The organism is Banduia mediterranea, from assembly GCF_031846245.1.
Lineage (GTDB): Bacteria > Pseudomonadota > Gammaproteobacteria > Nevskiales > Nevskiaceae > Banduia > Banduia mediterranea.
On the sequence record NZ_JAVRIC010000017.1, the window covers coordinates 61,705 to 87,164 of the forward strand.

The 25,460-nt window shown below is 64.6% G+C and carries 24 protein-coding genes; 10 read left to right on the forward strand and 14 right to left on the reverse strand.

Annotated elements, in window-relative coordinates; genetic code table 11:
* Positions 1-86: 86 nt before the first annotated feature.
* The 5 genes from RM530_RS12240 (at position 87) to RM530_RS12260 (ending at position 3,921) form a co-directional block, all read left to right on the forward strand.
* On the forward strand, positions 87-1,142 hold the full coding sequence (locus RM530_RS12240) for an isopenicillin N synthase family dioxygenase (RefSeq protein WP_311365520.1): 1,056 nt from the start codon (positions 87-89) through the stop codon (positions 1,140-1,142).
* A gap of 24 nt (positions 1,143-1,166) precedes the next feature.
* Complete coding sequence (locus tag RM530_RS12245) at positions 1,167-2,564, forward strand: 8-oxoguanine deaminase (RefSeq protein WP_311365521.1); 1,398 nt, start codon at positions 1,167-1,169, stop codon at positions 2,562-2,564.
* A gap of 12 nt (positions 2,565-2,576) precedes the next feature.
* Entirely contained in the window at positions 2,577-2,888 is a 312-nt protein-coding gene (locus RM530_RS12250; RefSeq protein WP_311365522.1) for a type II toxin-antitoxin system ParD family antitoxin, read from the forward strand.
* On the forward strand, positions 2,888-3,178 hold the full coding sequence (locus RM530_RS12255; protein WP_311365523.1) for a type II toxin-antitoxin system RelE/ParE family toxin: 291 nt from the start codon (positions 2,888-2,890) through the stop codon (positions 3,176-3,178). The genes RM530_RS12250 and RM530_RS12255 overlap by 1 nt, the downstream gene beginning before the upstream one ends.
* 383 nt (positions 3,179-3,561) lie before the next feature.
* Positions 3,562-3,921 carry an amidohydrolase family protein gene (locus tag RM530_RS12260; protein WP_311365524.1) on the forward strand — a complete coding sequence of 120 codons (360 nt, stop codon included), beginning with the start codon at positions 3,562-3,564 and terminating at the stop codon, positions 3,919-3,921.
* A 39-nt stretch (positions 3,922-3,960) separates the two neighbouring features.
* On the opposite strand, the gene RM530_RS12265 is transcribed toward RM530_RS12260, so the two are convergent.
* The 7 genes from RM530_RS12265 to RM530_RS12295 all read right to left on the reverse strand — a co-directional run bounded on the left by RM530_RS12265 (position 3,961) and on the right by RM530_RS12295 (position 14,530).
* Positions 3,961-6,669, reverse strand: a complete 2,709-nt coding sequence (locus RM530_RS12265; RefSeq protein WP_311365525.1) for a molybdopterin-dependent oxidoreductase — start codon at positions 6,667-6,669, stop codon at positions 3,961-3,963.
* Positions 6,670-6,727: 58 nt separating this feature from the next.
* Complete coding sequence (locus RM530_RS12270) at positions 6,728-7,948, reverse strand: NAD(P)/FAD-dependent oxidoreductase (RefSeq protein ID WP_311365526.1); 1,221 nt, start codon at positions 7,946-7,948, stop codon at positions 6,728-6,730.
* Positions 7,945-8,295 carry a nitrite reductase small subunit NirD gene (gene nirD / locus RM530_RS12275; protein WP_311365527.1) on the reverse strand — a complete coding sequence of 117 codons (351 nt, stop codon included), beginning with the start codon at positions 8,293-8,295 and terminating at the stop codon, positions 7,945-7,947. Before nirD ends, RM530_RS12270 begins: the two co-directional genes overlap by 4 nt.
* Positions 8,292-10,889, reverse strand: coding sequence for a nitrite reductase large subunit NirB (gene nirB, locus RM530_RS12280; protein WP_311365528.1), 2,598 nt, complete (start codon positions 10,887-10,889; stop codon positions 8,292-8,294). The genes nirD and nirB overlap by 4 nt, the downstream gene beginning before the upstream one ends.
* 59 nt (positions 10,890-10,948) lie before the next feature.
* Positions 10,949-11,929 (reverse strand): ABC transporter ATP-binding protein, encoded by a 981-nt coding sequence (locus RM530_RS12285; protein WP_311365529.1) that lies wholly within the window; start codon positions 11,927-11,929, stop codon positions 10,949-10,951.
* A 9-nt stretch (positions 11,930-11,938) separates the two neighbouring features.
* A complete protein-coding gene (locus RM530_RS12290) occupies positions 11,939-12,937 on the reverse strand; it encodes an ABC transporter permease (RefSeq protein ID WP_432276097.1) in 999 nt (332 codons plus the stop codon).
* Between the two features lie 150 nt (positions 12,938-13,087).
* A complete protein-coding gene (locus tag RM530_RS12295; protein WP_311365531.1) occupies positions 13,088-14,530 on the reverse strand; it encodes a CmpA/NrtA family ABC transporter substrate-binding protein in 1,443 nt (480 codons plus the stop codon).
* Between the two features lie 327 nt (positions 14,531-14,857).
* Here RM530_RS12295 and RM530_RS12300 point away from each other — a divergent pair, with 327 nt between their 5' ends.
* Both RM530_RS12300 and RM530_RS12305 read left to right on the forward strand, forming a co-directional pair.
* The gene (locus RM530_RS12300; RefSeq protein WP_311365532.1) at positions 14,858-15,298 is read left to right on the forward strand and encodes an antitoxin Xre/MbcA/ParS toxin-binding domain-containing protein; all 441 of its coding nucleotides are present in this window, start codon (positions 14,858-14,860) and stop codon (positions 15,296-15,298) included.
* 2 nt (positions 15,299-15,300) lie between these two features.
* Positions 15,301-15,996, forward strand: a complete 696-nt coding sequence (locus RM530_RS12305) for an RES family NAD+ phosphorylase (RefSeq protein ID WP_311365533.1) — start codon at positions 15,301-15,303, stop codon at positions 15,994-15,996.
* A 13-nt stretch (positions 15,997-16,009) separates the two neighbouring features.
* On the opposite strand, the gene RM530_RS12310 is transcribed toward RM530_RS12305, so the two are convergent.
* On the reverse strand, positions 16,010-16,444 hold the full coding sequence (locus RM530_RS12310; protein ID WP_311365534.1) for a DUF3465 domain-containing protein: 435 nt from the start codon (positions 16,442-16,444) through the stop codon (positions 16,010-16,012).
* A gap of 39 nt (positions 16,445-16,483) precedes the next feature.
* Positions 16,484-17,332: a CHAD domain-containing protein gene (locus RM530_RS12315; RefSeq protein ID WP_311365535.1), complete on the reverse strand. Its 849-nt coding sequence runs from the start codon at positions 17,330-17,332 to the stop codon at positions 16,484-16,486.
* A 122-nt stretch (positions 17,333-17,454) separates the two neighbouring features.
* Here RM530_RS12315 and RM530_RS12320 point away from each other — a divergent pair, with 122 nt between their 5' ends.
* Positions 17,455-18,195, forward strand: coding sequence for an ATP-binding cassette domain-containing protein (locus RM530_RS12320; RefSeq protein WP_311365536.1), 741 nt, complete (start codon positions 17,455-17,457; stop codon positions 18,193-18,195).
* Positions 18,192-19,652, forward strand: a complete 1,461-nt coding sequence (locus RM530_RS12325; protein ID WP_311365537.1) for an ABC transporter permease/substrate-binding protein — start codon at positions 18,192-18,194, stop codon at positions 19,650-19,652. Before RM530_RS12320 ends, RM530_RS12325 begins: the two co-directional genes overlap by 4 nt.
* 6 nt (positions 19,653-19,658) lie before the next feature.
* Here the strand turns inward: RM530_RS12325 and RM530_RS12330 are convergent, their stop codons facing one another.
* From RM530_RS12330 to RM530_RS12340, 3 genes are all read right to left on the reverse strand, one after another.
* Positions 19,659-20,252 (reverse strand): ferritin-like domain-containing protein, encoded by a 594-nt coding sequence (locus RM530_RS12330; RefSeq protein ID WP_311365538.1) that lies wholly within the window; start codon positions 20,250-20,252, stop codon positions 19,659-19,661.
* Positions 20,253-20,384: 132 nt separating this feature from the next.
* Positions 20,385-21,011 carry a DUF6940 family protein gene (locus RM530_RS12335; RefSeq protein WP_311365539.1) on the reverse strand — a complete coding sequence of 209 codons (627 nt, stop codon included), beginning with the start codon at positions 21,009-21,011 and terminating at the stop codon, positions 20,385-20,387.
* Complete coding sequence (locus RM530_RS12340; RefSeq protein WP_311365540.1) at positions 21,008-22,201, reverse strand: DUF748 domain-containing protein; 1,194 nt, start codon at positions 22,199-22,201, stop codon at positions 21,008-21,010. Before RM530_RS12340 ends, RM530_RS12335 begins: the two co-directional genes overlap by 4 nt.
* Before the next feature lie 191 nt (positions 22,202-22,392).
* Here RM530_RS12340 and RM530_RS12345 point away from each other — a divergent pair, with 191 nt between their 5' ends.
* Positions 22,393-24,501: a M3 family metallopeptidase gene (locus tag RM530_RS12345; protein WP_349256233.1), complete on the forward strand. Its 2,109-nt coding sequence runs from the start codon at positions 22,393-22,395 to the stop codon at positions 24,499-24,501.
* Positions 24,502-24,672: 171 nt separating this feature from the next.
* On the opposite strand, the gene RM530_RS19005 is transcribed toward RM530_RS12345, so the two are convergent.
* Together RM530_RS19005 and RM530_RS12350 are read right to left on the reverse strand one after the other, a co-directional pair.
* Positions 24,673-24,969, reverse strand: coding sequence for an Nmad3 family putative nucleotide modification protein (locus tag RM530_RS19005; RefSeq protein ID WP_432276094.1), 297 nt, complete (start codon positions 24,967-24,969; stop codon positions 24,673-24,675).
* Positions 24,909-25,340 (reverse strand): Nmad2 family putative nucleotide modification protein, encoded by a 432-nt coding sequence (locus RM530_RS12350; protein WP_311365542.1) that lies wholly within the window; start codon positions 25,338-25,340, stop codon positions 24,909-24,911. The genes RM530_RS19005 and RM530_RS12350 overlap by 61 nt, the downstream gene beginning before the upstream one ends.
* Between the last annotated feature and the right edge of the window lie 120 nt (positions 25,341-25,460).

Sequence of the window (25,460 nt, forward strand, 5' to 3'; positions counted from 1 at the left end):
GCAGGCTTTCGAAAAGGCCGGCGCGGCTGGCTGGAAAAGTGCATGCAACCGTATGCAACGATTGTGCACAATCGAGTTCTTCAGCCATGAAATTTCATGTTCCCCTTATCGATATCGCTCCCTACGCCAATGACGGCGAGGATTCCCTGGCACGTGCCGACACCGCCGAGGCGCTCGCTCAGGCTTGTCGCGAGGTCGGTTTCGTGCAGATTCTGGGGCACGGCGTGCCCGATTCGGTGCTCGCAGCGCTGGCCTCGGCGATGGACGGTTTCTTCTCTCAGCCATCCGAGTACAAGCGGTGTTACCGCGCCGCTCCCGAAATCAACCGGGGTTACGCGCCGCCGCACAGCGAGTCGCTGTCCTTGTCGCTGGGTATCGGGACGCCAGCGGCGGCGGATTATTTCGAGGCCTTCAATGTCGGCACGGCAGCTTCGGATTTTCCGGGGCTGGAACTGCCGGCGCAGGTGTATGCTGAAAATCTGTGGCCGCAGCCCGTAGCGGGTTTCGACGACCGGCAGTTCCGCGGCGCGGTCGAAACCTATTTCGCCGAGGCCGGCCGCGTCGCCCGCATCTTGACGCGAATCTTCGCCGATGCGCTGGGCGTGGATGCCGGGGTGTTCGAGCGGGTCAGCGACCATTCGGTGGACGTACTGCGCATGAATCACTACGCACTGCCGCCCGGCACCGCGGCCGACGGACCGGACCCGGTAGGCATGGGGGCGCACACCGACTACGGCATCGTCACCGTGCTGTGGGCCGACCCCGTGCCGGGCCTGCAGGTATTGGGCGGAGACTCGGTCTGGCATGACGTACAGCCGGCACCAGGCGCTCTGCTGGTCAACCTGGGTGATCTCACCGCCCGCTGGACGCACGACCGCTGGCGCTCCACCCTGCATCGCGTGATCCCGCCGGTCGTCGATGGGCGTATCGTTCGGCGCCGTTCGGCGGCCTATTTTCACGATGGCAATATCGATGCTCGGATCGAGACGATCCCGAGCTGTCTGGCCGCAGGCGAAGCCGCTTATCCGCCGATCACCGTGGGCGAGCACTTGGCGGCGAAGCTCGCCGGATCGCGCGCCGGTCAGCCGAACCGCGAGGCGGGCAGCGAAGCCGAGCGTTTGCGCGCCGCCCGCGACGACTGAACCGACCTGCAGGAGCCTCAGGCCATGAAGCAGTTATTGACAGGCGCCGACGTGATCGCGACCCAGGACGACACCCGCCGCGAGATCGCCGATGGCGCGGTGTTCGTCGATGGCGGCTGGATCGCCGCAATCGGCAGCTGCGCCGAGGTCGAGGCCTGGATGGCGCAGGACCCTGCTGCGCGCATGCCGGATCGCCGCCACGATCTGCGTGGCTGCGTGCTCACGCCGGGATTGGTCAATGGCCATCATCACCTCTACCAGACCTTGACGCGCACCATCGGCACCGGCGGCGGTCTGGCCTTGTTCGACTGGCTCAAGACGCTCTACCCGATCTGGGGGCGCATGGACCCGGATGCGGTCTACCTCAGCGCCAAGCTCGGGCTCGCCGAGCTGCTGCTGTCCGGTGCCACTACCGTGGCCGACCATCTCTACATGTTCCAAAATGGTGCACGGCTCGACGACGAAATCGTGGCTGCGCGTGAACTCGGCGTGCGCTTCCATCCCACACGCGGCTCGATGAGCGTCGGCGAAAGCCAGGGCGGTCTGCCACCGGACGCACTGGTGGAAGCCGAGGATCACATCCTGGCCGACAGCCTGCGCGTGATCGAACAGTTTCACGATCCGGCGCCGGGTTCGATGCTGCGCATCGGTCTGGCGCCATGTTCTCCGTTCTCGGTCAGCGCCGCGCTGATGCGCGAGTCCGCCGCGATGGCCCGCAGCCATGCGCAGGTGCGCCTGCATACCCATCTGGCCGAAACCGCCGACGAAACCCGCTACTGCCTCGACCGCTTCGGCCTGCGCCCGATCGACTACGCCGAATCCCTGGGCTGGCTCGGCGACGATGTCTGGTTCGCGCATGTGGTGCATCCCGACAGCACCGGGATCGACAAGCTCGCACACAGTTGCAGCGGCGTCTGCCACTGTCCCAGCAGCAACATGATCCTCGCCTCCGGCATCGCGCCGGTGCGCGAGATGATCGAGCGCGGCGTGCGTGTCGGCCTGGGCGTGGACGGCTCCGCCAGCAACGACGGCAATCACATGCTCGGCGAGGCGCGTCAGGCGATGTTGCTGCAACGCGTCGGCTGGCCCGGATTCGAGTCACGCGCCGATCGCATGTCGGCGCGCGAGGCGCTAAAGCTGGCGACGCGCGGCGGCGCCTCGATACTGGGGCGTGACGACATCGGCAGCCTGGAGGTCGGCAAGGCCGCAGATATGGTGGCGTTTCGTGTGGACGGCATCCAGCATGCCGGTGCGCAGTCCGATCCCGTCGCGGCCCTGATGACCTGTTCGCCGGCAGCGGCGTGGTTGTCGATCATCAACGGGCGCGTGGTGGTCGAGAACGGCGAGATTCCTGGTTTGGACCTGCGCAATCTGGTGCGCCGTCACAATCAGTCGAGTCGGCGACTGTTGGCTGCACACTGAGGCCTAGAAGGCGTGCGCGAAAAACTGGCGGCGTTACCATACTTTGGTACACTTCCATCCAGAGATGGCACACATGCGAGGCAAATCATGGGACGCAACACCAGTATTTCCCTAGGCAGCCACTTCACCGATTTCGTAGATGAACGTGTCAAGGCCGGTCGGTTTGCCTCGGCAAGTGAGGCGGTGCGAGCAGGCATGCGCCTTCTAGAACAGGAAGAAGCTAAGCTTGATCTCCTGCGAAAGACTCTGGCAGCCGGAGAATCTGAACTTGATCAGGGCCAAGGGTTAGACGGCGAAAGTGTGATGGCTCGACTGATCGGTTAATGGCCAAGTACCTTCTCTCACCTCAAGCAGAAAAAAGTCTGATTCAAATCAGCGACTACACGCTCAAGAAGTTCGGAGAACGGCAAAGAAGGAAATACCTGGGCATGCTTCGAAAAGAAATGCGCGCCGCAGCAGCCAATCCCGAGAGAGGACGAGAACGCAACGAAATCAAGCCAGGCTACTACAGCGTGCCAGCCGAAAAGCACCACATTTACTACCGTATAGGTGATGCACACATCGAAATCATCGACGTGTTGCATCAGTCGATGGAGCCTAGCCTCCATTTGTAGCTGCCTCGGCGGCAGCAAGCGCCATTGGAGAGGCTTTGATGCCCTCCAAACCTATCTTTTGGGGCCGACGTTACCCCGCGTTGAGTAGCGTTTTGATGGGTCCATGACGTTTCAGGTGGAACAATCGTGCCCTCATCGCGTGCAGTTACCGTTGATGTGCTGGACACCCTTCTCAGTGTGTTGCGTCGATCATGGTGAGGACGAATGCTCCGTGGTCAAGGCTTGTCGGCCTAACTGCTTGCCCGGCAAGCCTTTTCCGAGCATTTCACGCTGCCGCCGAGCGTCAAGGCCAAGCCCTTCGGGCGGCCTGCGGCCGACCTTGACGCTCAACAGCAGCTCGAGAAACTGGGCCTTGTCTTCCACCCGAAACGACATAGAGCCCGATGTTGCTGCAACGCGTCGGCTGGCCCGGATTCGAGTCACGCGCCGATCGCATGTCGGCGCGCGAGGCGCTAAAGCTGGCGACGCGCGGCGGCGCCTCGATACTGGGGCGTGACGACATCGGCAGCCTGGAGGTCGGCAAGGCCGCAGATATGGTGGCGTTTCGTGTGGACGGCATCCAGCATGCCGGTGCGCAGTCCGATCCCGTCGCGGCCCTGATGACCTGTTCGCCGGCAGCGGCGTGGTTGTCGATCATCAACGGGCGCGTGGTGGTCGAGAACGGTGAGATTCCTGGTTTGGACCTGCGCAATCTGGTGCGCCGTCACAATCAGTCGAGTCGGCGACTGTTGGCTGCACACTGAACCTTGCAGAAGCAGGGTCGCCGGTGGCGACGAACCCGCTCAGGCCTGACTGATCAGCGTCCGCAGTTCGGGGATGCACGATCCGCAGTTGGTGCCGCATTTGAGCTTGGCGCCGAGGGCTTCCGGTGTCTTCAGCCCGTCCTTGCCGATGGCGCCGAGGATGGTGTTGCGGCCGACGTTGTAGCAGGCGCAGACGGTCGGCCCGTGGTCGATCTGCGGGCCCGGCGCACGTCCGGCCAGCAATGACAGGCGCTGCGAGAACTGCAGCTGACCCTGGCCGAACAGGCTGCTCAGCCATTCCCGCGATGGCAGCGTGTCGTGCTGCCGCGTGGCGAACACGCAGGCGGCGAGGCTGTCTTCCTCAATCCACGCGCCTCGATACAGTCCGCGTGCCGGGTCGCTGGCTTCGATCCAGTCGGCTTGTGGCGTCAGCGCGAACAGGCTTTGCGCCCAGCTTGTCCAGTCGTCCGGATCGGCGTTGCCTGCAAGTTCAAAGCGGACGAAATCGGTTCCTTGAATGCGGGTCCACCACAGCGCCTCGGCGTTGAAGCGGTCACGCAACGAATCCGCAGCCGCAGCGGCACGGATCAGCAGGAAGGCATGCCAGCGCGTCGGTCGCGCTTCGATGCGCGCCGGAGTGTGCTTGAACTCGGGCTCGCCCGACAGCGGATCGACCACGGGATTGACCACGGCGCCGACGCGCGCCTCGGCGGCGGTCTGGCCGTTCCAGTGGATCGGAATGAACAGCTGTTGTGGCGGGATCGAATCGGTGACGCGGGTGCGCGCGGTACAGCGGCCCCAGCGTGTGGAGACGCGTGCCAGCTCGCCCTCATGCAGACCGTGTGATATGGCGTCATCCGGATGGATTTCGACGTAGGGTTCCTGCATGTGCGTTGCCAGACGCGGCGCTTTGCCGGTGCGTGACATGGTGTGCCATTGATCGCGGACTCGCCCGGTATTGAGCACGAACGGATATTCGCTGTCGGTGCGATGCTGCGGCAGCCTCGGCACCAGCGGGATCAGGTGTGCGCGGCCGTCGGAGGTGTCATAGCGATGATCTTCGAACAGCCGTTGCGTGCCCTGCGTCTGGCCCGCGCGCAACGGCCATTGCACGGGTTCGAGTCGGTCGTAGCTGACGGCGTCGAGTTCGGCCAGGCCGGACAGATCGAACATCCGCGGCGCGCGATCCTGCGCCCAGCCGCTCAGGCGGGCATGTTCGACGAAGACTTCGTGGGCCGAGACATAGCTGAAGGACTCGGCATGGCCCATGGATTTGGCGACCTCACTGATCGCCCACCAGTCGGGCCGTGCTTCCCCGGGCATCGGCAGGAAGGCGCGTTGACGCGAGACGCGACGTTCGGAGTTGGTGACGGTACCGTCCTTCTCGCCCCAGGCCGCAGCCGGCAACAGGACATCGGCGAGGTCGCTGGTGTCGGTATCGCGATTGACCTCGGAGACCACCACGAACTCGCAACGCTTCAGCGCCGCGCGGACCCGGTCGGCGTCCGGCAGGCTGACCACCGGATTGGTGGCGATGATCCACACGGCCTTGACGCGACCGTCGTAAATCGCTTCGAACAGGTCGACCGCCTTGTGGCCGGGTTTGTCGGCGATTTCGGGACTGCCCCAGAAACCACGCACCAGATCGCGATGATCCGGGTCTTCGAGTTCGAGGTGCGCGGCGAGCTGGTTGGAGAGGCCGCCGACCTCGCGGCCACCCATGGCATTGGGCTGGCCGGTAATCGAGAACGGGCCGGCGCCGGGCATGCCGATACGACCGGCGGCGAGGTGGCAATTGATGATCGCATTGGCCTTGTCGACGCCGGCCGAAGACTGGTTGACGCCCTGCGAGAAGGCCGTGACCACGCGTTCGTGATCGGCCCACAGCCGATAGAAGTCGCGCAGGGCCTGCGGGTCCAGTCCGCACACGCGCGCCACTTCGTCGAGATTGCCGGCACTGCGTTCGGCCGCGTCCACGGTTTCGATTTCACCATGGGTGTGGTCGCGCAGGAAACCGAAATTGAAGCGTCCCTCGCGGCGCAGATAGGCGAGCAGGCCGTTGAACAGCCAGACATCGGTGCCCGGTGCGATCGGCAGGTGCAGGTCGGCTTGTTCGCAGGTGGCGGTGCGGCGCGGGTCGATCACCACCAGCTTCATCGACGGACGTGCCGCACGCGCCGCCGCGATGCGTTGGTAGATCACCGGGTGGCACCAGGCGGTATTCGAGCCCACCAGCACGATTAGGTCCGCCTGTTCCAGATCCTCGTAGCACACCGGCACCAGGTCGGCGCCGAAGGCGCGTTTGTGCGCAGCCACGGCCGAGGACATGCACAGCCGCGAATTGGTGTCGATGTTGCCGCTGCCGAGATAGCCCTTCACGAACTTGTTGGCGACGTAGTAGTCCTCGGTCAGCAACTGTCCCGAGACGTACAGGGCCACGGCCTCGCGGCCGTGTTCGGCGATGATCTGCGAGAAGCGGCCGGCGATGCGCGATGCGGCCTCATCCCAGCCGATGCGCTGCAGCGCTGCGGAGTCGCGCGTGGGGCGCAGCGCCGGATGCAGCAGGCGGCCGTGCAGGTCCATGGTCTCGCCGAGCGCTGCGCCCTTGACGCAGAGCCGGCCGAAGTTGGCGGGATGCGCGGGATCGCCGCTCACCTCGGTGCTGCCGTTCCTGTTGACGCTGGCGAGCACGCCGCAGCCGACTCCGCAGTACGGACAGGTCGTGCGTACGGCGGTGGACGGATTCATGCAGGGGATCGCAGGGTGGCGGATGGGGCGGGAGTCGCGCGCACGGGTCACGGCGGAATCAGGCGGCTTCGGCCAGTTCGCGTCCGAACACCAGGTGTTCGCGCAGCGCGCCCAGGGGGGCGCTTTGCTGGATCAGGTCGAGGTACCACGCCGAATCCGCGGTGTTGCCGTACAGAACGCCGCCGACCAGACGACCGTTCTCCACCACCAGCCGGCGATAGATTCCGTGGCGCGTGTCGCGATAGATGATGTCCTCGCAGAGCTCGCCGCCGTCATGCCGCCCGGCCGAGAATACGTCGATGCCAGTGACCTTGAGCTTGGTGGCAAGCAGTGAGCCGTCATAGCGCACACCGAGGTCCGTACCGAGCAGTTGCTGCGCCAAGACCACGGCCTGTTCGTACAAGGGCGCGACCAGGCCGTAGCAGATGCCGCGGTGTTGCACGCATTCCCCGAGCGCGTGGATCGTCGGATCGCTGGTGAGCAGCGTGTCATCGACGACTACGCCGCGTTCGCAATTCAGCCCGGCCTCACGGGCCAGCGCGGCGTTCGGCGTGATCCCGACCGACATCACCACCAGATCGGTCTCGAGGCGGTCGCCGTCCGCGAAGCGCAGCGCCCGGACGCGCTCGGTGCCCTCGATGGCGGCGGTATCCGCGTTCAGGCGGAAGTCGATGCCACGATCCTCAAGACTACGCTGCAACAGCAGCGCGGCCTGGGGGTCAAGCTGGCGTTCCATCAGCCATGCGGCGCGATGGACGACGGTGACCTCCATGCCGCGCAGGCGCAGCGCGCAGGCCGCCTCCAAACCCAGCACACCGCCACCGATGACGACGGCGCGGCGATGCACGCGTGCCGCTTCGAGCATTGCCTGCACGTCGTCGACGTCGCGAAAACAGATCACGCCGGGGCGATCGCGACCTTCGATCGGCGGCACGAACGGCAGCGAGCCGGTGGCGAGCACCAGACGGTCGTATTCGATGTCGAGACCGGCGGCGGTCTTGAGCCGGCGCGCTGCGCGGTCGATGTGGGTGACGCGTTCGCCGGACAGCAGGTGCACGCCCTGGCTGACATACCACTCGGGTGGGTGCGTGATGATGTCATCCACGGTCTTTTCGCCGGCCAGTACCGGCGACAACAGGATGCGGTTGTAGGAGCCACGCGGTTCGGCGCCGATCACGGTGATGTCAAAGGTCTGAGGCGCGCGCTTGAGCAACTCCTCCAGCAGGCGCACGCCGGCCATGCCGTTGCCGATCAACACCAGCCGCTGCCGTGTGTTCATGAACCTTTCACCAGCACCATGCCGTCGGCCACGCGCACCGGATAGCTGCGCACGGACAGGGCTTCATCTTCGATGCACACGCCGCTTTCGAGCACGTAGTGCTGTTTGTAGATCGGCGAGGCGACCACCAGCCGGCCGCCGATATCGCCGACCAGTCCGCGCGAGATGACCGAGGCGCCGGAGCGCGGATCGATGTTGTCGATGGCATGTACCGACTCGCCGCTGCCATCCGGCAGGACCGTGCGAAACACCGCGACCTGGCGCTCGCCGACCTTGGCGCAGACACCGGTGTTGGGGACGATGCGTTCGACCTCGCAGACGTAGGTCCAGTTCGCGCTCGGCGTCATGAGGTGGTCTCCGTCTCCACCGCCGACGCACGCTCGTCTGGACGCGCCGGGCGGACCTGGCCGCGCTCGTCGACGAGTTCGATCGTGTTGTCCGGCTCCTGCGAATTGACGTAGTGGCGAAAGCGCTTGAGCGTGGCCGGGTCGTTGATCGCCTGCTTCCACTCGCAGGCGTAGGTGGTGACGAGATGCTGCATGTCGGCTTCGAGTTCGGCGGCGATGCCGAGGCTGTCCTCGCAGACCACCTGCCTGACGTAGTCCAGCCCGCCTTCGATGTTTTCCATCCACACCGAGGTGCGCTGCAGGCGATCGGCCGTGCGGATGTAGAACATCAGGTAGCGATCAATGTACTTGAGCAGCGTGGCATCGTCGATGTCGGTGGCCAGCAGTTCGGCGTGGCGCGGCTTCATGCCGCCGTTGCCGCCGACGAACAGGTTCCAACCCTTCTCGGTGGCAATCACGCCCACGTCCTTGCTCTGCGCCTCCGCGCATTCGCGCGTGCAGCCGGACACCGCGAGCTTGATCTTGTGCGGACTGCGGATGCCGCGATAGCGCTCCTCGATTTTGATCGCCATGCTCACCGAGTCCTGCACGCCGTAGCGGCACCAGGTGCTGCCGACACAGGATTTGACGGTGCGCATGGCCTTGCCATAGGCGTGTCCGGATTCGAAGCCGGCCTCGACCAGGTCCTTCCAGATCAGGGGCAGTTGCTCCACGCGCGCGCCGAACAGGTCGATGCGCTGGCCGCCGGTGATCTTGGTGTACAGGCCGAAACGCTGCGCCACGCGGCCCAGCACGATGAGCTTGTCCGGCGTGATTTCGCCGCCCGGCACGCGCGGCACCACCGAGTAGGTGCCGTCCTTCTGCATGTTCGCCAGATAGTAGTCGTTGGTGTCCTGCAGGCTGGCGAGCTTGGGCTTGAGGATGTGCTCGTTCCAGGTAGACGCCAAGATGCTGGCGACAGCCGGTTTGCAGATGTCGCAACCGCGCCCCTGGCCGTGCTTGACCAGCACGTCGTTGAAAGTCTTGAGTTCGCCCAGCTTGATCAGGTGGAACAGCTCCTGGCGCGAGTAGGCGAAGTGCTCGCAGAGATGATTGTTGACAGTGACGCCGCGCCGCTTGAGTTCCGAATCCAGCACCTGCTTGAGCAGCGGTGCGCAACCACCGCAGGAGCTTGCCGCCTTGGTGCCCTTCTTGAGCGCGGCGAGGGTGGTGGAACCGGCTTCGACGGCTGCACACAGCGCGCCCTTGGAGACCGCGTTGCAGGAGCAGATCAGCGCACCGTCCGGCAGCATGTCCACGCCCAGGCCGGGCTTGCCGCCACTGCGCGCCGGCAGGATCAGATCCTCGGGATGCTCCGGCAGATCGATGCCGTTGAGCGCGAGTTGCAGCAGGTTGCCGTAGTCCTCGGCATCGCCGACCAGCACCGCGCCGAGCAGCCGCTTCCTGTCCGCCGACACCACCAGTTTCTTGTAGCTGCCGGCGGCTTCGTCGGTGAACACGTAGTTGAGCGCACCCGGCGTGGCGCCGTGCGCGTCGCCGATCGAGGCCACGTCCACCCCCAACAGCTTGAGCTTGGTGCTCATATCGGCGCCGGCGAATTCCACCGGTCGCGCCAGGGCGCCGTCGTCACGCGCGGCGGCCGCCTGGGCATCGAGTTCGATTCCGGTGTCCGGCGATTCGTAGGCGATCCAGCGTGCGGCGATATCCGCCATCTGGTAGCCGGGCGCGACCAGACCGAACACGCGGTTGCTCCAGCTCGCGCATTCTCCGATCGCGAAGATCGAGGAGTCCGAGGTGCGGCAGGCGCCGTCGACGACGATGCCGCCACGCGCACCGACTTCGAGCCCGCATTCGCGCGCCAGTTCGTCACGTGGGCGGATGCCGGCCGAAAACACGATAAGGTCGGTTTCCAGATGCGAGCCGTCCGCAAAGTTCATGCGATGCCGCGCATGCTCGCCATCCACGATTTCGCTGGTGTTCTTCTGCGTGTGCACGCCTACACCCAGGGCTTCGATCTTGCCGCGCAGCATCGCGCCGCCGCTGTCGTCCACCTGCACCGCCATCAGGCGCGGCGCGAATTCGACCACATGCGTCTGCAGTCCCAGATCCTTGAGCGCCTTGGCCGCTTCCAGGCCGAGCAGTCCGCCGCCGACCACGGTGCCGATGCTCGATTGCGAGCCGCCGGTCTTGATCGATTCCAGGTCGTCGAGGGTGCGATAGACGTAGCAGTGTTCGCGTTCGCGGCCTGGAACCGGCGGCACGAAGGGATAGCTTCCGGTCGCCAGCACCAGTACGTCGTACGGGAGCACATCACCCTTGGAACTGGTGACGGTCTTGGCCTGGCGGTCGATCGCGACCGCGCGGGCGCTGAGCTGCAGCACGTAGCCGGTGCGCTCGAAGAACTGTTCCGGCACCAGACACAGCGCTTCGGCCGTGGTGCCGCTGAAGAATGAGGACAGCTGCACACGGTCGTAGGCCGGCCGCGCTTCCTCGCACAGCACCGTTACGCTGGCCTTGAGCTTCAGCTGTTCCAGCGATTCGAGAAATTTCTGTCCGACCATTCCGTGGCCGACCATCACAATCTTGAGACTCATTGACTTGACCTCCATCGGTCCGATTCGCGGCGCTCCGGGTAGCCGAAGCGCCGACCGCCTCAACCGTTGGCGATTTTCTTGGGGCGCATCCTGAAGATGCGGCTACGGGGTTCCTCGACGCGCGCGGCGCTGGCCGCAGCCGGCGGTGCTGCGTCCTTGGCCACGGTGGCGCTGACGTCGACGACCGCCGGCTCGTCATCGGCAGGCTCGTCCCGCTGCGTCTCGCCCGGCGCCTGCGCGGGTGCGCTGGCAACGTCATGTCCGTCATGCAGGAAGTGCAGGATCTCGGCGCGCGCGTGGTGATAGGCCGGGCTTTCGGCCAGCTCCAGTCGATGGCGCGGTCGCTCCAGTTCCACCGGCATCACCTTGGCGATACCGGCGCGCGGTCCCACGCTCATCATCACCACGCGGTCGGACAGCAGCACGGCTTCGTCCACATCGTGCGTGACCATCAGCACGGTGTTGCCGAGTTGCGCCTGAATCTGCATCAACGAGTCCTGCAGGGAGGCCCGGGTCAAGGCGTCGAGCGCGCCGAACGGCTCATCCATCAGCAGGATCTGCGGCTGCATCGCCAGCGCGCGGGCGATGCCGACACGCTGCTTCATGCCGCCGGAGATTTCATTGGGCCGTTTGTCACGCGCATGCGTGAGCTGGACCATCTCCAGGTTCTGCTCGACCCATTCCCGAATCTGCGCCTTGTTCTTCTTGCCGCGGAACACGCGCTTCACCGCCAGCTCCACGTTCTGGTAGACCGTGAGCCAGGGCAGCAGCGAGTGGTTCTGGAAAACAACAGCCCGTTCCGGGCCGGGACTGTCAACCTCGTGACCGTCCACGATCACGCCGCCGCGCGTGGCCTTGTACAGACCGGCCACGATGTTGAGCACCGTGGATTTGCCGCAGCCGGAATGGCCGATCAGGCTGATGAACTCGCCCTTGGCGACATGCAGGTCGACGTTCTCGAGTGCGCAGAACGGGCCATTCGGCGTCGGGAAATCCATGCCGATGTGGGAAAGCTCGAGGTGTCCGATTTTGCTGTTCATGGCTCGGCCTCAGCGCAGGATGGCGGTCTTGTCCCAGGACACCGCGCGTTGCAGCGCGAGCATCCCGCGATCAAGCAGAAAGCCGATCAGGCCGATCACCACGACGGCGACCATGATCCGGCCCAGAGACTGGGAGCTGCCGTTCTGGAACTCGTCCCACACGAACTTTCCGAGGCCCGGGTTCTGCGCCAGCATTTCGGAGGCGATCAGCACCATCCAGGCCACGCCCAGCGACAGGCGCAGGCCGGCGAAGATCATCGGCACCGACGACGGCAGCACGATCTTGACGATGTGCGTGAGCTTGCTCAGACGCAGCACGCGCGACACGTTGACCAGATCGCTGCTGACACTGGAGGCGCCGACGGCGGTGTTGACCAGCGTCGGCCACAGCGAACACAGCAGTACGCAGATCGCCGAAACCAGGAAGGACTTGGCGAACAGCGGGTCGGCGCTCTGGTAGGTCGCGGCCACCACGATCGTCACCAGCGGCAGCCAGGCCAGTGGCGACACCGGCCGCAGCAACTGGATGACGGGATTCATCGCCGCGTACATCGTTGGCGACAGGCCGATCACGATGCCCAAAGGAATCGCGATCGCCGAGCCGATCAGGAAGCCGGTGGCCACGGTGATCAGACTGGTGCCGATCTGGTCGATGAAGGTGGGTTTTCCAGTGTAATCACGGATGCGTACCTCGGCGTTCGGATTACGCGCCAGCAAGGCCTCGTTGCGGGCTTCCTGGCGTGCGTAGAAGGCATCGGCACGCACCATTTCCGCCTTGTGCTCGGCCCACAGGTTGCTGGCCTGTTCATAGACTTCGGTCGGCCCCGGGAAATTGCCTAGCGAGGTTTCAACGCGTGCGGCCAGAACCTGCCAGATCAGCAGGAAAAAACAGAGGCCAAGCAGCGGCGCGATCAGTTTGGGCAACGACTTTGCCACGTCGGAGGGCAGCGCCTGCAGGCGCTGCCCTAGCTGTTTGAGCAGCCGTTGGCTGATCTGGCGCAAGGCCATCGGTGAGCGGCCCGCGAGGGCTTGAGTATTCATGCGCCGTACCTCGTTACTGGTGGATTCGTCGAGCGAACCCGTATCGGAATATGTGTCGTAAGGCGTTCAAACATAAAACGTGTATCCGTACCTGCGGGCGCCGAAAAATCAGTGAATTCAGGGCGACTCATCGCCCTTGAGACCGATATCGAAACGTTGCAGATAGGCGTTCGGTTCGCGGCCGTCGTATTCGACACCGTCGATGAATTCGGCGGTGGCCGGTTTGAAGCCGGTCTCGGTCTTGAAGTCCGGGAAATCGGACGCCTGCAGCTGGCCTTCGTCGATCAGGTCTTGCGCCGCCGCTGCGTAGAGGTCGGGGCGATAGACCTTCTTCGCAGTGTCGATGAACCATTGGTCCGACCTGGCTTCGGAAATCTGGCCCCAGCGCCGCATCTGCGAGAGGTACCAGATCGCATCCGAGTAGTACGGATAGGTCGCGTTGTAGCGGAAGAACACGTTGAAGTCCGGAATCTCGCGCTTGTCGCCTTTCTCGTATTCGAAGGTGCCGGTCATGCTGTTGGCGATGACTTCCTGATCGGCGCCGACGTAGGCCGGACGCGAGATGATCTTCACGGCCTCCTCGCGATTGGCGTTGTTGTTCTGATCCAGCCAGTAGGCGGCGCGAATCAGCGCCTTGACGATGGCCTTGGTGGTGTTCGGGTATTTCTCGGCGAAGTCTTCGCGGATACCGAACACCTTTTCCGGATTGTTCTTCCAGATTTCGTAGTCGGTGATCACCGGCACGCCGATGCCCTTGATCACGGCCTGCTGGTTCCAGGGCTCGCCGACGCAGTAGCCGTAGATCGTGCCGGCCTCCAGCGTGGCCGGCATCTGCGGTGGCGGCGTTACCGACAGCAGCACGTCCGCCTTGATCTGGCCGGCGGTGTCGCCCTTGTCCGGTGCGTAATAGCCCGGGTTCAGTCCGCCGGCCGCGAGCCAGTAGCGCAGCTCGTAGTTGTGGGTGGATACCGGGAACACCATGCCCATCTTGAACGGGCGCCCCTGCGAGCGGTAGTCGTCGACCACCGGCTTGAGCGCGGCAGCGCTGATCGGGTGCACCGGCTTGCCGTCCTTCATCGGCACGTTCTTCTTCATCGCCGCCCACACTGCGTTGGAGACAGTGATGCCGTTGCCGTTCAGATCCATCGAGAACGGCGTGATGATGTTGGCCTGGGTGCCGAAGCCGATGGTCGAGGCCAGCGGCTGGCCAGCGAGCATGTGCGCGCCATCGAGCTGGCCACCGATCACGCCGTCGAGCAGAACCTTCCAGTTGGCCTGAGCCTCCAACTGCACATACAGGCCTTCATCCTCGAAATACTGCTTTTCATAGGCGATGGCCAGCGGCGCCATGTCGGTCAGCTTGATGAAACCGAACTTGAGGTCCGGCTTTTCGATCTTGGCGATATCGGCGGCGGTCTGCTGAGCCTGCGGAGACGGCGAAGCGGCTTCATCCTTGTTGCCGCAGGCGCCGAGCAGCAGCAGGCTTGCGAGGCCGGCGGCCCACAGGCTGCGGGCGGGCTGGGTGAAGCGGGTCTGTTTCTGGACGCTGGTCGGGCGCATTGCTCGTTCCGGTCTGAATCATTGATGGGGCTGTCGCGGCCCAAAAAAAAGCGCCCATGAGCCGGGGAAACCGGTCATGGACGCCGTTGTCCATGCCACCCGTGCTGCGGATGGCGAAAATTGGGTCGACCCTCGGCCGCCATTGGCCGGGAGTCGGTCATCAAAGATAACGCACGTCTCGTGCCAGGATTCGGCTCAGCGACATCAACGACTTGCAGGGCGGGCCTCATTGCGATGCGCGCCGATGGTGCACGCTTCGCACCGAGGTGGAGCGCCGAGCATCGTCCACTCATTTGCGGTAATATCGACTCCTGATCAGGAGTCAACATGTCGGCTGCACCGGTCTTTCCGCAAAGCCGCTACGAACCCGCGCCGCTGATCGACCTGTCGCGCAAACCGGAGCGCGAACGGCTCAGTGGCCCGGCTGCGCGCGCCTTCTTCAACATCGGCGAGCGCTGGAAGCTGCGCGACGAGGACGCGCGCCAGCTGCTGGCGATGAGCAACGGCCCGTATTACCAGCTCAAGAAAGCCCCGGACAGCAAGACGCTGGACGCCGACCGGCTGACGCGGATTTCCTGCCTGATCGGCATCTTCAAGGCACTCAACATCCTGCACGGCGAGACGCTGGCCGACGAATGGGTGCGATTGCCGAACCGCAATCGAATCTTCGGCGGCGAACCTCCCCTGGACATCATGATTCGCGGCGGCCTGCCGGCGATGCTGACGGTGCGGCGCCTGCTGGACGCGCGCCGTGGTGGCAGCGCCTGAGAATGCGCCTGCCGCCGACCCGCTTGGTGCGGCGTTACGACACGCACCGACTGATACCCACACGCTTTCGCCCCGGCAACGAAAGCGTGCTGGCGCGCATCGCCGATGACGAACAGCATCTCGATGCCCTGTTCGACCTGGACCACGCCACCAACGAACGCCTGCACGCGGAAAACGATGCCAACCCCGGCATCGCAGCGCGTGAACTGGTCTACGGCGTTCCCAACTACCGTGTGATCAACGCGGCCTTCTGCCACCCTAACCCGCTGGGCGCACGTTTCAGCGGCCCGCAGCGCGGCGCCTGGTACGCCGCCTTCGAACTGGCGACCGCGCAGGCCGAAGTGGTATTCCACAAGACGGTGCAACTGGCCGAGATCGATCGCTACGAAGACAGCGTCAGCTACGACGAATATCAGGCCGACCTCAGTGCGAACCTGCACGACCTGCGCGCGGACGATGATCGCTACGCGGCCTATCTGGCGCCGGACAGCTACCGCGAATCCCAGGCTCTGGCCGAGGCACTGCTTGAGGCGCATTCGCTCGGCGTGGTCTATCCCAGCGTGCGACGCGCCGGCGGCAGCTGCGTCGCCTGCTTTCAACCGAGCCTGGTGGGCAATGTGCGGCGTGCGCGCAGGCTGGAGCTGCGCTGGGAAGGATCGCCACGAGCACACGTGCTCCGCCACGAGCGCGACGCCTGATCCAACACTTCGTCTATCGGTAGATCTGCCCGGCGCGCTGCAGCCAACCATCCGCGTGCCGGCCCGCCGGATGGCGATGCGTCCAGTGCACCACGCCGCCTTCCGGGTTCCATTCGTATTCGCCACTGAAGGTGATGAAGTCGCCTTCGCGCAGACGTTCGATGCGCGGCGCCAGATCGATATTGTGCGCAATCAGCAAGGTCTGCCCGGATTCGAGCCGCAGCACGAACCGCTGATGGTGCGAGCCCTTGTTGTCGTCCGGCAGCACCGCGATCACGGTACCGCCGCCCTGGACCTGCAACCCGCTTTCATGGCGGGAAAAGGCGGCGGCCAGCCGCTGGTCGGAGGCCAGCGCCGGGCCGCCGGTGTCGTCGCGGTCGGGACCGCCGACAGCGAATACCAGCACCAGCCCCACCACGATCATCGCAATGACGATCAAGCGTTTCATCGGTCTCCCCGCGGAAGCCGCACAGGCATCTGGATTTGCTCAGTCACCGCCGCCGTAACGATCCTCCAGCGCCAGTGACCAGTGTTTCGCCTTGTCGCCGAACAAGGCGTCGCCGAAGGCCAGCGCCGCATGCGCGCAGCCTTGCTGCTCGGCTTCGATCACCACCCGCAGCGCCGGATCGATACTGTCCAGTGCATCGAGCGCGCGCAGCAGGTCGGCCAGATCGTGATGCTCGCCCAGCGCGTCGTTGAGCATGGACAGGCGATGGCTGCGATCTTCCAGCACCGGCCACAAGGGCACCAGCAGATCGCAGGCATAGGCGTGCGCCTTGCTGCGCTTGCGCCACTCGTGCAGGCGCTCGGCTTGCGGATTCTCCGCCGCGACACGTGCGCGTTTGCGCGCCTTGCGGTAGCTGCGGCGCAGGCCCCGCTCCAGCGCCGCGGCATCGGCCGTCTCCAGATCCAAGATCTCGATCGCCTCGCGCACCGTGTCCAGCCTGTCGAGCGCGATTCTCGTGCCCTGCGGTTCGGCGTGGCGGCGGACCTGTTTGCGCACCGGCTCGCGCAGCGCCAGCAGCGCGTCCGCATACATTTCATGGCGCTGCGCGAGCGTCTCCAGGGTCTCGCTCATCACCCGGGCCTCGCGCCGCACCGCCACCGCGCGCGCCGCGTCCCGCACCGCATGGTCCAGCGAGCGCCGCGTGCGCCGCCGCAGCACGGGCTGCAGCAACTGCAGCAGCGCCCGCAGCTTCTTGCAATGCTTGCGTGCCGAATGGATGTCCTTGGGGCGACCACGCTTGAGCGCCGAGCGTGCCGACTCGACTTCGCCCAGGGCGGCATCGCGCAGCAACAGCGACAGCGGAATCGGCAAGGACAACTCGAAGGACATGCGTGGGGCTCGCGAAAAGCAAGGAGGTCTCATCTTACGTTGCCGTTACGTTGCCGCGTGCTGCTGCCGCCGGCGACAACGCGATAGGCTGAGCACCTGACCACGCCCGGATCCCCACGCCGATGAGATTCTCGCTGCAACAGGTCGGCCGCCGCTATGGCGGTATCGCTGCGGTCGACGGCCTGAGCCTGGACATCGAATCGGGCACCACCACGGCGCTGATCGGCAGCAGCGGATCGGGCAAATCCACGGTGCTGCGCCTGTTGCTCGGGCTGGAGCGACCGGATAGCGGCCGCGTCTCGGTCGACGGCCAAGCGCTCGACGACTGCGATCTCGACGCGATTCGCCACCGCATCGGTTACGTGATTCAGGACGGCGGGCTGTTCCCGCACCTCAGCGTGCTCGACAACCTGGCGCTGCTGCCACGCCATCTCGGCTGGACGGCAGCGCGCATCCGCACGCGCGCCGAGGACCTGCTGGCACGAGTGCAGCTTGCCGACGACCTGCTGCACCGCCGCCCGCAAACCCTGTCCGGCGGCCAACGCCAACGCGTGGCATTGATGCGGGCGCTGATGCTGGACCCGCCGGCGCTGCTGCTGGACGAACCGCTTGGCGCGCTGGACCCGATCGTGCGCCACGAACTGCAGGCGGACCTCGGCGACATGTTCGCCACACTCGGCAAGACCGTGCTGCTGGTCACCCACGACCTCGCCGAAGCAGCCTTCCTGGCACCGCGCCTGATGCTGATGGCCGAAGGCCGCGTCGTGCAGGACGGCAGCCTGGACGATCTGCGCGCGCGACCGGCCTCGGACTTCGTCAGGCGCTTCGTCGCGGCGCGGCGGCCGCTGCCTGAGGCTCCATGAGGGCCGCACCGATCCTCGCCCTGCTGATGGCCGCGGCACCGCTGCAGGCTGCGCCCGAGCTGCGCGTCGGCTCCAAGAATTTCACCGAATCGGTGGTGCTCGGCGAGATCGCGACACGACAGCTCCGGTCGCAGGGCCTCGACACTGAACACCGGCGGGCGCTGGGCGGCAGCGCCATCCTGTGGCGCGCACTGCGCGACGGCAGCATCGACCTGTATCCAGAATACAGCGGCACGCTGACCCAGGAACTGCTGCCCGATGCCAGGCGTTTCGATCGCAAAGCGCTGACCGCAAGGCTGGCATCGCTCGGCATCGGTATTTCCGAGCCTTTGGGATTCGACAACGGCTACGCTCTGGGCGTGCGCCGCGAGCAGGCGGAAGCGCTCGGGATCGCAAGGCTCAGCGATTTGCGCGCGCATCCCCGGTTGCGTTTCGGACTTTCGAACGAATTCATGAACCGCGGCGATGGCTGGCCCGGACTGCGCACACGCTACCAATTGGATGCACGGCAAGTGCGCGGCATGGACCACGATCTGGCCTATCGCGCGATCAAATCCGGCGACATCGACGTGATCGACCTCTACACCACAGACGCCGAGATCGCCTACTACGATCTGCGGGCGCTGCAGGATGATCGCACTTATTTCCCGCGCTACGACGCGGTGCTGCTGTATCGAACCGAAGCCTACGACAACACGCCGGCCTTGCGCCGACTGCTGGATTCGCTGGCGGGACGCATCGACCGCCAGCAGATGCGCGCGATGAACGCTGCGGTGAAGATCGAGGGCCGCACGGAAGCCGAGGTCGCCCGTGAATTCCTGGGGCTGGATTCGGCGGTGGGCAAGGGAGCCTCCGCCGGGCGTCTGATGCGGCGCCTCTGGCAACGCACGCTGGAGCACCTGAGCCTGGTCGGACTGTCTCTGCTGCTGGCGCTGATGATCGGACTGCCGCTGGGCATCCTCGCGGCACAGCGACCGCGTCTGTCGCAGGCGGTGCTCGCGGCCACCTCCGTACTGCAGACCATTCCGGCGCTGGCGATGCTGGTGTTCCTGATTCCGCTGCTGGGCATCGGGGCGCAGCCGGCGATCGCGGCCCTGTTCTTCTACAGCCTGCTGCCGATCGTACGGAATACCGTGGCCGGACTCGACGGGATCGCGCAGGGCCTGCGCGAATCCGCCGCCGCGCTGGGCCTGCCGCGACGGGTGCGTTTGCTGCGCATCGACCTGCCGCTGGCCTTGCCGATGATACTGGCCGGTATCAGCACCGCCGCCGTGATCAACATCGGCACGGCGACACTGGGAGCATTGATCGGCGCCGGCGGCTACGGCCAGCCGATACTCACCGGCATCCGCCTCGATAACATCACGCTGATCCTCGAAGGCGCCGTTCCCGCGGCCGCGATGGCGCTGCTGACGCAGCAGCTGTTCCGCGTGCTGGAACGGCACCTGTCACGCTGAGCCGGGCTACTTCTTTTTGCTGCGCCGCTTCTGCACTTCGCTGGCCGGCTTGGGGGCCGCCACCTTGAGTTCTTCAAGCAGGGAGCTGAGGTCTTCGGCGTGCTCCTCCTCCTGCGCGAGTATCTGCTCGATGATGCGGCGCGTGGTGATGTCGTCGCTTCCGAGATACTCGATGACCTCGCGATAGCTGTCGATCGCGATGCGTTCCGCCACGAGGTCCTCCTGGATCATCTCGACGAGATTCTCGCCTTCCACATACTCGGCATGGCTGCGCGTGTGCAGACCGTCCGGGTTGAGATCGGGCTTGCCGTCGAGCTGGGTGATGCGCTCGCAGATCATGTCGGCGTGGGCCTGTTCTTCCTGCGCGTGTTCGAGGAACTCGGCAGCCACGGCCTTGGCGTTGATGCCGTCGGCCATGAAGTAGTGGTACTTGTAGCGCAGCACGCAGACCAGCTCGGTGGCCAGCACTTCGTTGAGAATCTTGAGCACCGTTTCCCGGTCGGCCTTGTAGCCTGCGGTCACGGCGCCGCGCTCCATGTGCTCGCGGGCGCGCGCCCGGATGTTCTTGATGTCGGTTACAAACGGCTTTTTGACTGCCATGATCCCTCCAGCTCTTGTTCGTGGATCGCAGCCGTTTCACGGCTGCGTGTCTGCGTAAGCTTCGCTGCCTGTCCGGCGCCAGCTCGCGCCGCGTCGTCGCACCGGCAGCACACTGTTGTGCCAAACCCACGCCTAGCGCGCGCTGAACGCGGTCTCGAACGAGGGGTCGCGATAGGGCGCGTACTGGTAGTACTTCGGCGCATGATCGAGCCGCAGATGCAGCCAGGCCACGCCGAGACCGGAGGTGCTGAGCCACAGCGTTCTGTAGTCGATCCGCGCCAGCAACTCGCGCGCGAGCGCCACCAGCAGCGCGTGCTTGCAGGCCGCAGGCGCGGCCCGCGCGAACGCGGCGAAATGGGCGAATTCGGCCGGTTCAAGACCGGCCTGCGGTCGCGGAACGATCAGGTCCGCGTTCCGCGACAGGTTCTCGAAAACTGCGGGCTGCTCGGGTGTGGGCACCGGCACCAGCATCGATGCGAACGGCTCCGGATCGGCAGGCATCAGTGCCAACTGCGGGGCATCCACCAGCACGAATTCGCTGGGCCGATCGAGCCGGTCCCGATCCAGCGGCGGGTATTCCCAGAAGAATGCCGGGCCGGGCCAGGCCGCCAGCAATTCCAGATAGAACTCACGAAACGCCGCCGAATCCGACCAGGCCGCAATCACCTCGCGGTGACTCATCTGCCGGCCGTCGACTCGCAGCCGGTGCACGACCGCGCCGGCATCCTCGCTGCGTTCGGCATGCCACCGTGCACTCATTTCGGCGATCCGTGTCGGGGGCCGATCGACCGGGGCGAGTCCTCGTCTGCGGACCTGGCGTCAGTCGCTTCGGGGTCGCCGTGTTCTTCGGCTGCGGGCCCGGCGTCGGCTTCGGAGGTTTCGGATGAACCGTCCTGATCTTCGAAATTGGGGCGCATGGCCTCGACGAAGGCATTGCGGACAATCGAGATCAAGGCCGGCAACACCTGGCCGTGCACGGCATCCACCTTGCCGCGAATCGGCACTCGCGTCGCGAACTGATCGTTCGGCTGGTTCGACAGCAGCACCATCACGCCGGCGACCAGGCTTTCCCAGGCCACGCTGAAGGGATTGTCCCTGTCGACCTGCACATCCTGCTTCCAGCTCACGATGTCCAGCTCACGCAACAACAGCTTGGCGTAGCCGTCGACCTGCTTGCGGTCGGCATTCAGCTCCAGCACCAGATCGGCGGTTCCGGACTCCGCATCGATGCCGCCATAGGCACGCATGAAATCGTCGAGCTGCGGCAGAGCCACGTTCAAGGCCCGGATTTCCAGATCGAAATCGGTGAGCTCGCCCAGGGGATCGAACTGCATCGAGGCTTCGAACGGCGCGCCGCCGAGCACCAGGGCCGTCACATCGAGTCGCGCCACCTGGGCACCGTCGTCGCGGTTCGCATTGGTGAGGTTGCTGACCGTGGCGTCCAGCTCGCTCATGTAGACATCGACTTTCGGTGTGGACTGGAAGTTGCGCAGATGGACGGCGCCGTCGCGCACCACCACTTCGTTGAGCTGGATCGGCAGCAAACCCTGCAGGGTGTCGCGCCAATCGACACCCTGGCCGGCCTGATCGTCCTTGTCGCTGGCGCCGTCGACAAAATTCAGTTCCGGATTCACAAATTCAATGCGTCCGACAATCGCGCCCTTGAACAGGGCGCGCCAGGACACGGATATGTCCGTGAGGGGCGCGTCGAGGAAGGGGATGAACTCTTTTTCGGCCGCATCGCGTTTGCGGATCTCGAACTGCTTGATCCGGTAGGCGCCGCGCCACAGCGCCAGATCGACGCTCTGCAGATGGCCGCGATAGTCGCCCATGTTCGCCAGCTTGTCGTTCAGATAGTGAGCCACCCAGAACGGCAGCAGGGCCCGCACGACCAGCAAGGCGCCAAGCACGATCAACAACGCCAGCAGGCTCTTGTGTGTTCGCTTCAAGGCATTCTGCCCATCGGAATGAATGCCGATCGAGCATAGCGCGCATAGCTGAATGCAAGACGCACCACCGCCACCGGATGCGACCATGTGGATGATTGGTGCATCCTAGACGTTTGATTCCGGGGAAATCCATGAAAGCATTGATCGCGATGCTGGCCGCCGGTGGCCTGCTCGCCGCCGCCTGTACGCCCATGCCTGAAAAGCCCACCAAGGACACCATGACCACGACCGTCAGCACCGGACCGTTCGCCGCGCCCAGCACGCTGCCCTACGGCCTGCCGCCGTTCGACACGATCAGCGATTCCGATTTCCGGCCGGGCTTCGAAGCCGGCATGCGCGAACAGCGTGAAGAGATCGATGCCATCGCCCACAACAGCGAACCGGCGAGCTTCGACAACACGATCCTGGCGATGGAACGCTCGGGCCGCATGCTCAGCCGCGTCGCCACCGTGTTCTTCAATCTTTCGTCGTCCAACTCGAACGATGAAATCGACGCGATCGAAGCCGAGATGGCACCGAAGCTGTCCGCGCATCAGGATGCAATCTACCTCGACACGGACCTGTTCGCGCGGATCAAGACGCTTTACGACAGCCGCGACACCCTGGGCCTGGACGCCGAAGGCCTGCGCCTGGTGGAGCGTTACTACATCGACTTCGTGCACGCCGGCGCGGAACTGTCGGACTCCGACAAGGAAACGCTCAAGGACTACAACAGCCAGCTATCCACGCTGACCACGCAGTTCCAGCAGAACCTGCTGAAAGCGACCAATGCCGGCGCCGTGACGGTCGATGACGTCGCCGAACTCAAGGGCCTGACCGATGCCAAGATCGCCGCCGCAGCCGCCGCCGCCGAATCGCGCGAACTGCCGGGCAAGTGGTTGATCACACTGCAGAACACTACCGGACAACCGCCCCTGTCCCAGCTCGAAAACCGCAGCCTGCGCGAGCGCATCTTCAAGGCCTCGACGGGCCGCGCCCAGAGCGGTGAATTCGACAACACCGGTCTGATCGCCAAGATGGTGAAGCTGCGCGCGCAACGCGCCGCGCTGCTGGGCTTCCCGAATCACGCCGCCTACGTGCTCGAAAACGAGACCGCCGGCACCCCGGCCGCCGTCAATCGCATCCTCGGTGAGCTGGCGCCGGCCGCCGTGGCCAACGCGCGCAGCGAAGCCGCCGAACTGCAGAAGCAGATCGACGCCGAGGCCGAAGCGAATGGCTCCAAGAGCTTCAAGCTGCAGCCCTGGGACTGGGACTACTACGCCGAGAAGCTGCGCAAGGCCAGGTACGACTACGACGCCTCCGAGGTTCGCCCCTACTTCGAGATGGAGCACGTACTCAAGGACGGCGTGTTCTTCGCCGCGCACAAGCTCTATGGCCTGAGCTTCAAGGAACGCACCGACCTGCCGGTTTATCAGCCGGACGTGCGCGTGTTCGAAGTCTTCAACGAGGACGGCAGCCAACTCGGCCTGTTCCTGATGGACTACTTCGCGCGCAGCACCAAGCAGGGCGGAGCCTGGATGAACAGCATGGTCGACCAGTCCGCGCTGTTCGGCACGATGCCGGTGGTCACCAACAACCTCAACATTCCCAAGCCGCCCGAGGGCGAGCCGGTATTGATGACGTTCGACGAAGTGGACACCGCGTTCCACGAGTTCGGTCACGCCCTGCACGGCCTGTTCTCGCAAGTGGAATATCCGTACTTCTCGGGCACCAACGTGCCGCGTGACTTCGTGGAATACCCCTCGCAGTACAACGAGATGTGGGCCACCGAGCCCACAGTGTTCGCCAACTACGCCAAGCACTACAAGACCGGCGAGCCCATGCCGCAGGCGCTGATGGACAAGGTGCTGGCTGCGAAGAAGTTCAATCAGGGCTACGCCACCACCGAGTACCTGGCGGCGGCGATGCTCGACCAGAACTGGCACCAGATCTCCGCCGACGAAGCGCCGGAAGCCGGAGCGGTGATGGATTTCGAAGCAGCCGCGCTGAAATCCGACGGTGTCGATTTCCATGCCGTGCCGCCCCGCTACCGCTCGCCCTACTTCGCGCACGTTTTTGCTGGCGGTTATTCGGCTGGCTACTACGCCTACATCTGGAGCGAAGTGCTGGCCGCCGACACCGAGCACTGGTTCCACACCCACGGCGGCCTGCAACGCGCCAACGGCGACTACCTGCGGGCCAAGCTGCTGTCGCGCGGCGGCAGCGTGGATGCCTCCGAACTGTTCGAACAGTTCTACGGCAGCGAACCCGAAATCGGCCCTCTGCTGGGGCGTCGCGGCCTCGACGCGAAGTCCGAGTAAGCCTGTTTTTGAAAAAGCCCGCCGCCCACACGCGGCGGGCTTTCGCGACCTGTGGATGCAGGCGCAGGGCCACGTCTGATCAGAGTGTGCGTCCGCGTCCTGAACCGCCCGGTGCGGACCCGCATGCCGGCTGGTGTGGGGAGGGCTGATTAAAAGTCAGCTCTTACCCGATTAGCATTCATAATCAGAGTGGCGAATCAGATCACATGCCCAGCACATCGCTTCTGGGTATTCATCGCAATCCAGTACAAAATCCTGCCCTCTTGCTACAGACTTCAATACCGTTCGGTCACCTCGCGTCTGCCACCGCTGCAAATCTGCATGATATGTAAGAGGGTGTCGATCTCCACCGGGACGGAACCAACTCGGAAGCTCCCAAGTGGTTACGTTTTCGGCATCTGATGCAGTCAGCTGATGGCTTGGTGAGAAACGCGAGAAGACGCCTGCTCCTGGAAGGCTTGCAACCAAGTCATCGATTCGTAGTTGAGGCTTCGCAATGTAAACGACGTTATTGGGATCATGGCCTCGAAATCGCCATCCTGTAGCGGCTTGTAGATGTTATCCCCCGCCTTCCAAACCACTTCGCCTCGGGTGTAGTCAGGTATCTTGTCGGAAAAGCGTTGGTCGCGAAAGTAACTCGCGTAGTCAATAATCTCATCGACCTTCATACCAAAGACTACGCGGTTCCCACTGGCTTTCGGGCTGAGCCCTACGATCCAATCTCCAACCTGCGCGGCGCGTCTAATTGCGGGCTTGCAATTGGCAAGAGTACAGCAACCCCAGAACGGATTGGGCGAAAATCCTGTGTCATGAGTGACGACGTAGGAAAAGAGCTTCACGCTCCGTGTCTCCTTGAATGCTAACGCCCAGGTTCACCCGCGGCCCTGACGACGCGAAGCGGCGGCAGGGACGTCGACACACTAACGATCATGGTGGTGGTCACCACCCCCGAAGATGAA

Bases quoted from the DNA above. Each gene is read 5' to 3' on its own strand.
- RM530_RS12320 (WP_311365536.1), top strand. From the start codon at position 17,455: ATGAGATTCTCGCTGCAACAGGTCGGCCGCCGCTATGGCGGTATCGCT.
- RM530_RS12290 (WP_432276097.1), bottom strand. From the start codon at position 12,937: ATGGCCTTGCGCCAGATCAGCCAACGGCTGCTCAAACAGCTAGGGCAG.
- RM530_RS12335 (WP_311365539.1), bottom strand. From the start codon at position 21,011: ATGAGTGCACGGTGGCATGCCGAACGCAGCGAGGATGCCGGCGCGGTC.
- RM530_RS12310 (WP_311365534.1), bottom strand. From the start codon at position 16,444: ATGAAACGCTTGATCGTCATTGCGATGATCGTGGTGGGGCTGGTGCTG.
- RM530_RS12270 (WP_311365526.1), bottom strand. From the start codon at position 7,948: ATGAACACACGGCAGCGGCTGGTGTTGATCGGCAACGGCATGGCCGGC.
- nirB (WP_311365528.1), bottom strand. From the start codon at position 10,889: ATGAGTCTCAAGATTGTGATGGTCGGCCACGGAATGGTCGGACAGAAA.
- RM530_RS12240 (WP_311365520.1), top strand. From the start codon at position 87: ATGAAATTTCATGTTCCCCTTATCGATATCGCTCCCTACGCCAATGAC.
- RM530_RS12305 (WP_311365533.1), top strand. From the start codon at position 15,301: ATGCGCCTGCCGCCGACCCGCTTGGTGCGGCGTTACGACACGCACCGA.
- RM530_RS12265 (WP_311365525.1), bottom strand. From the start codon at position 6,669: ATGAATCCGTCCACCGCCGTACGCACGACCTGTCCGTACTGCGGAGTC.
- RM530_RS12300 (WP_311365532.1), top strand. From the start codon at position 14,858: ATGTCGGCTGCACCGGTCTTTCCGCAAAGCCGCTACGAACCCGCGCCG.
- RM530_RS12255 (WP_311365523.1), top strand. From the start codon at position 2,888: ATGGCCAAGTACCTTCTCTCACCTCAAGCAGAAAAAAGTCTGATTCAA.
- RM530_RS12325 (WP_311365537.1), top strand. From the start codon at position 18,192: ATGAGGGCCGCACCGATCCTCGCCCTGCTGATGGCCGCGGCACCGCTG.
- RM530_RS12295 (WP_311365531.1), bottom strand. From the start codon at position 14,530: ATGCGCCCGACCAGCGTCCAGAAACAGACCCGCTTCACCCAGCCCGCC.
- nirD (WP_311365527.1), bottom strand. From the start codon at position 8,295: ATGACGCCGAGCGCGAACTGGACCTACGTCTGCGAGGTCGAACGCATC.
- RM530_RS12260 (WP_311365524.1), top strand. From the start codon at position 3,562: ATGTTGCTGCAACGCGTCGGCTGGCCCGGATTCGAGTCACGCGCCGAT.
- RM530_RS12315 (WP_311365535.1), bottom strand. From the start codon at position 17,332: ATGTCCTTCGAGTTGTCCTTGCCGATTCCGCTGTCGCTGTTGCTGCGC.
- RM530_RS12245 (WP_311365521.1), top strand. From the start codon at position 1,167: ATGAAGCAGTTATTGACAGGCGCCGACGTGATCGCGACCCAGGACGAC.
- RM530_RS12285 (WP_311365529.1), bottom strand. From the start codon at position 11,929: ATGAACAGCAAAATCGGACACCTCGAGCTTTCCCACATCGGCATGGAT.
- RM530_RS12330 (WP_311365538.1), bottom strand. From the start codon at position 20,252: ATGGCAGTCAAAAAGCCGTTTGTAACCGACATCAAGAACATCCGGGCG.
- RM530_RS12345 (WP_349256233.1), top strand. From the start codon at position 22,393: ATGCCTGAAAAGCCCACCAAGGACACCATGACCACGACCGTCAGCACC.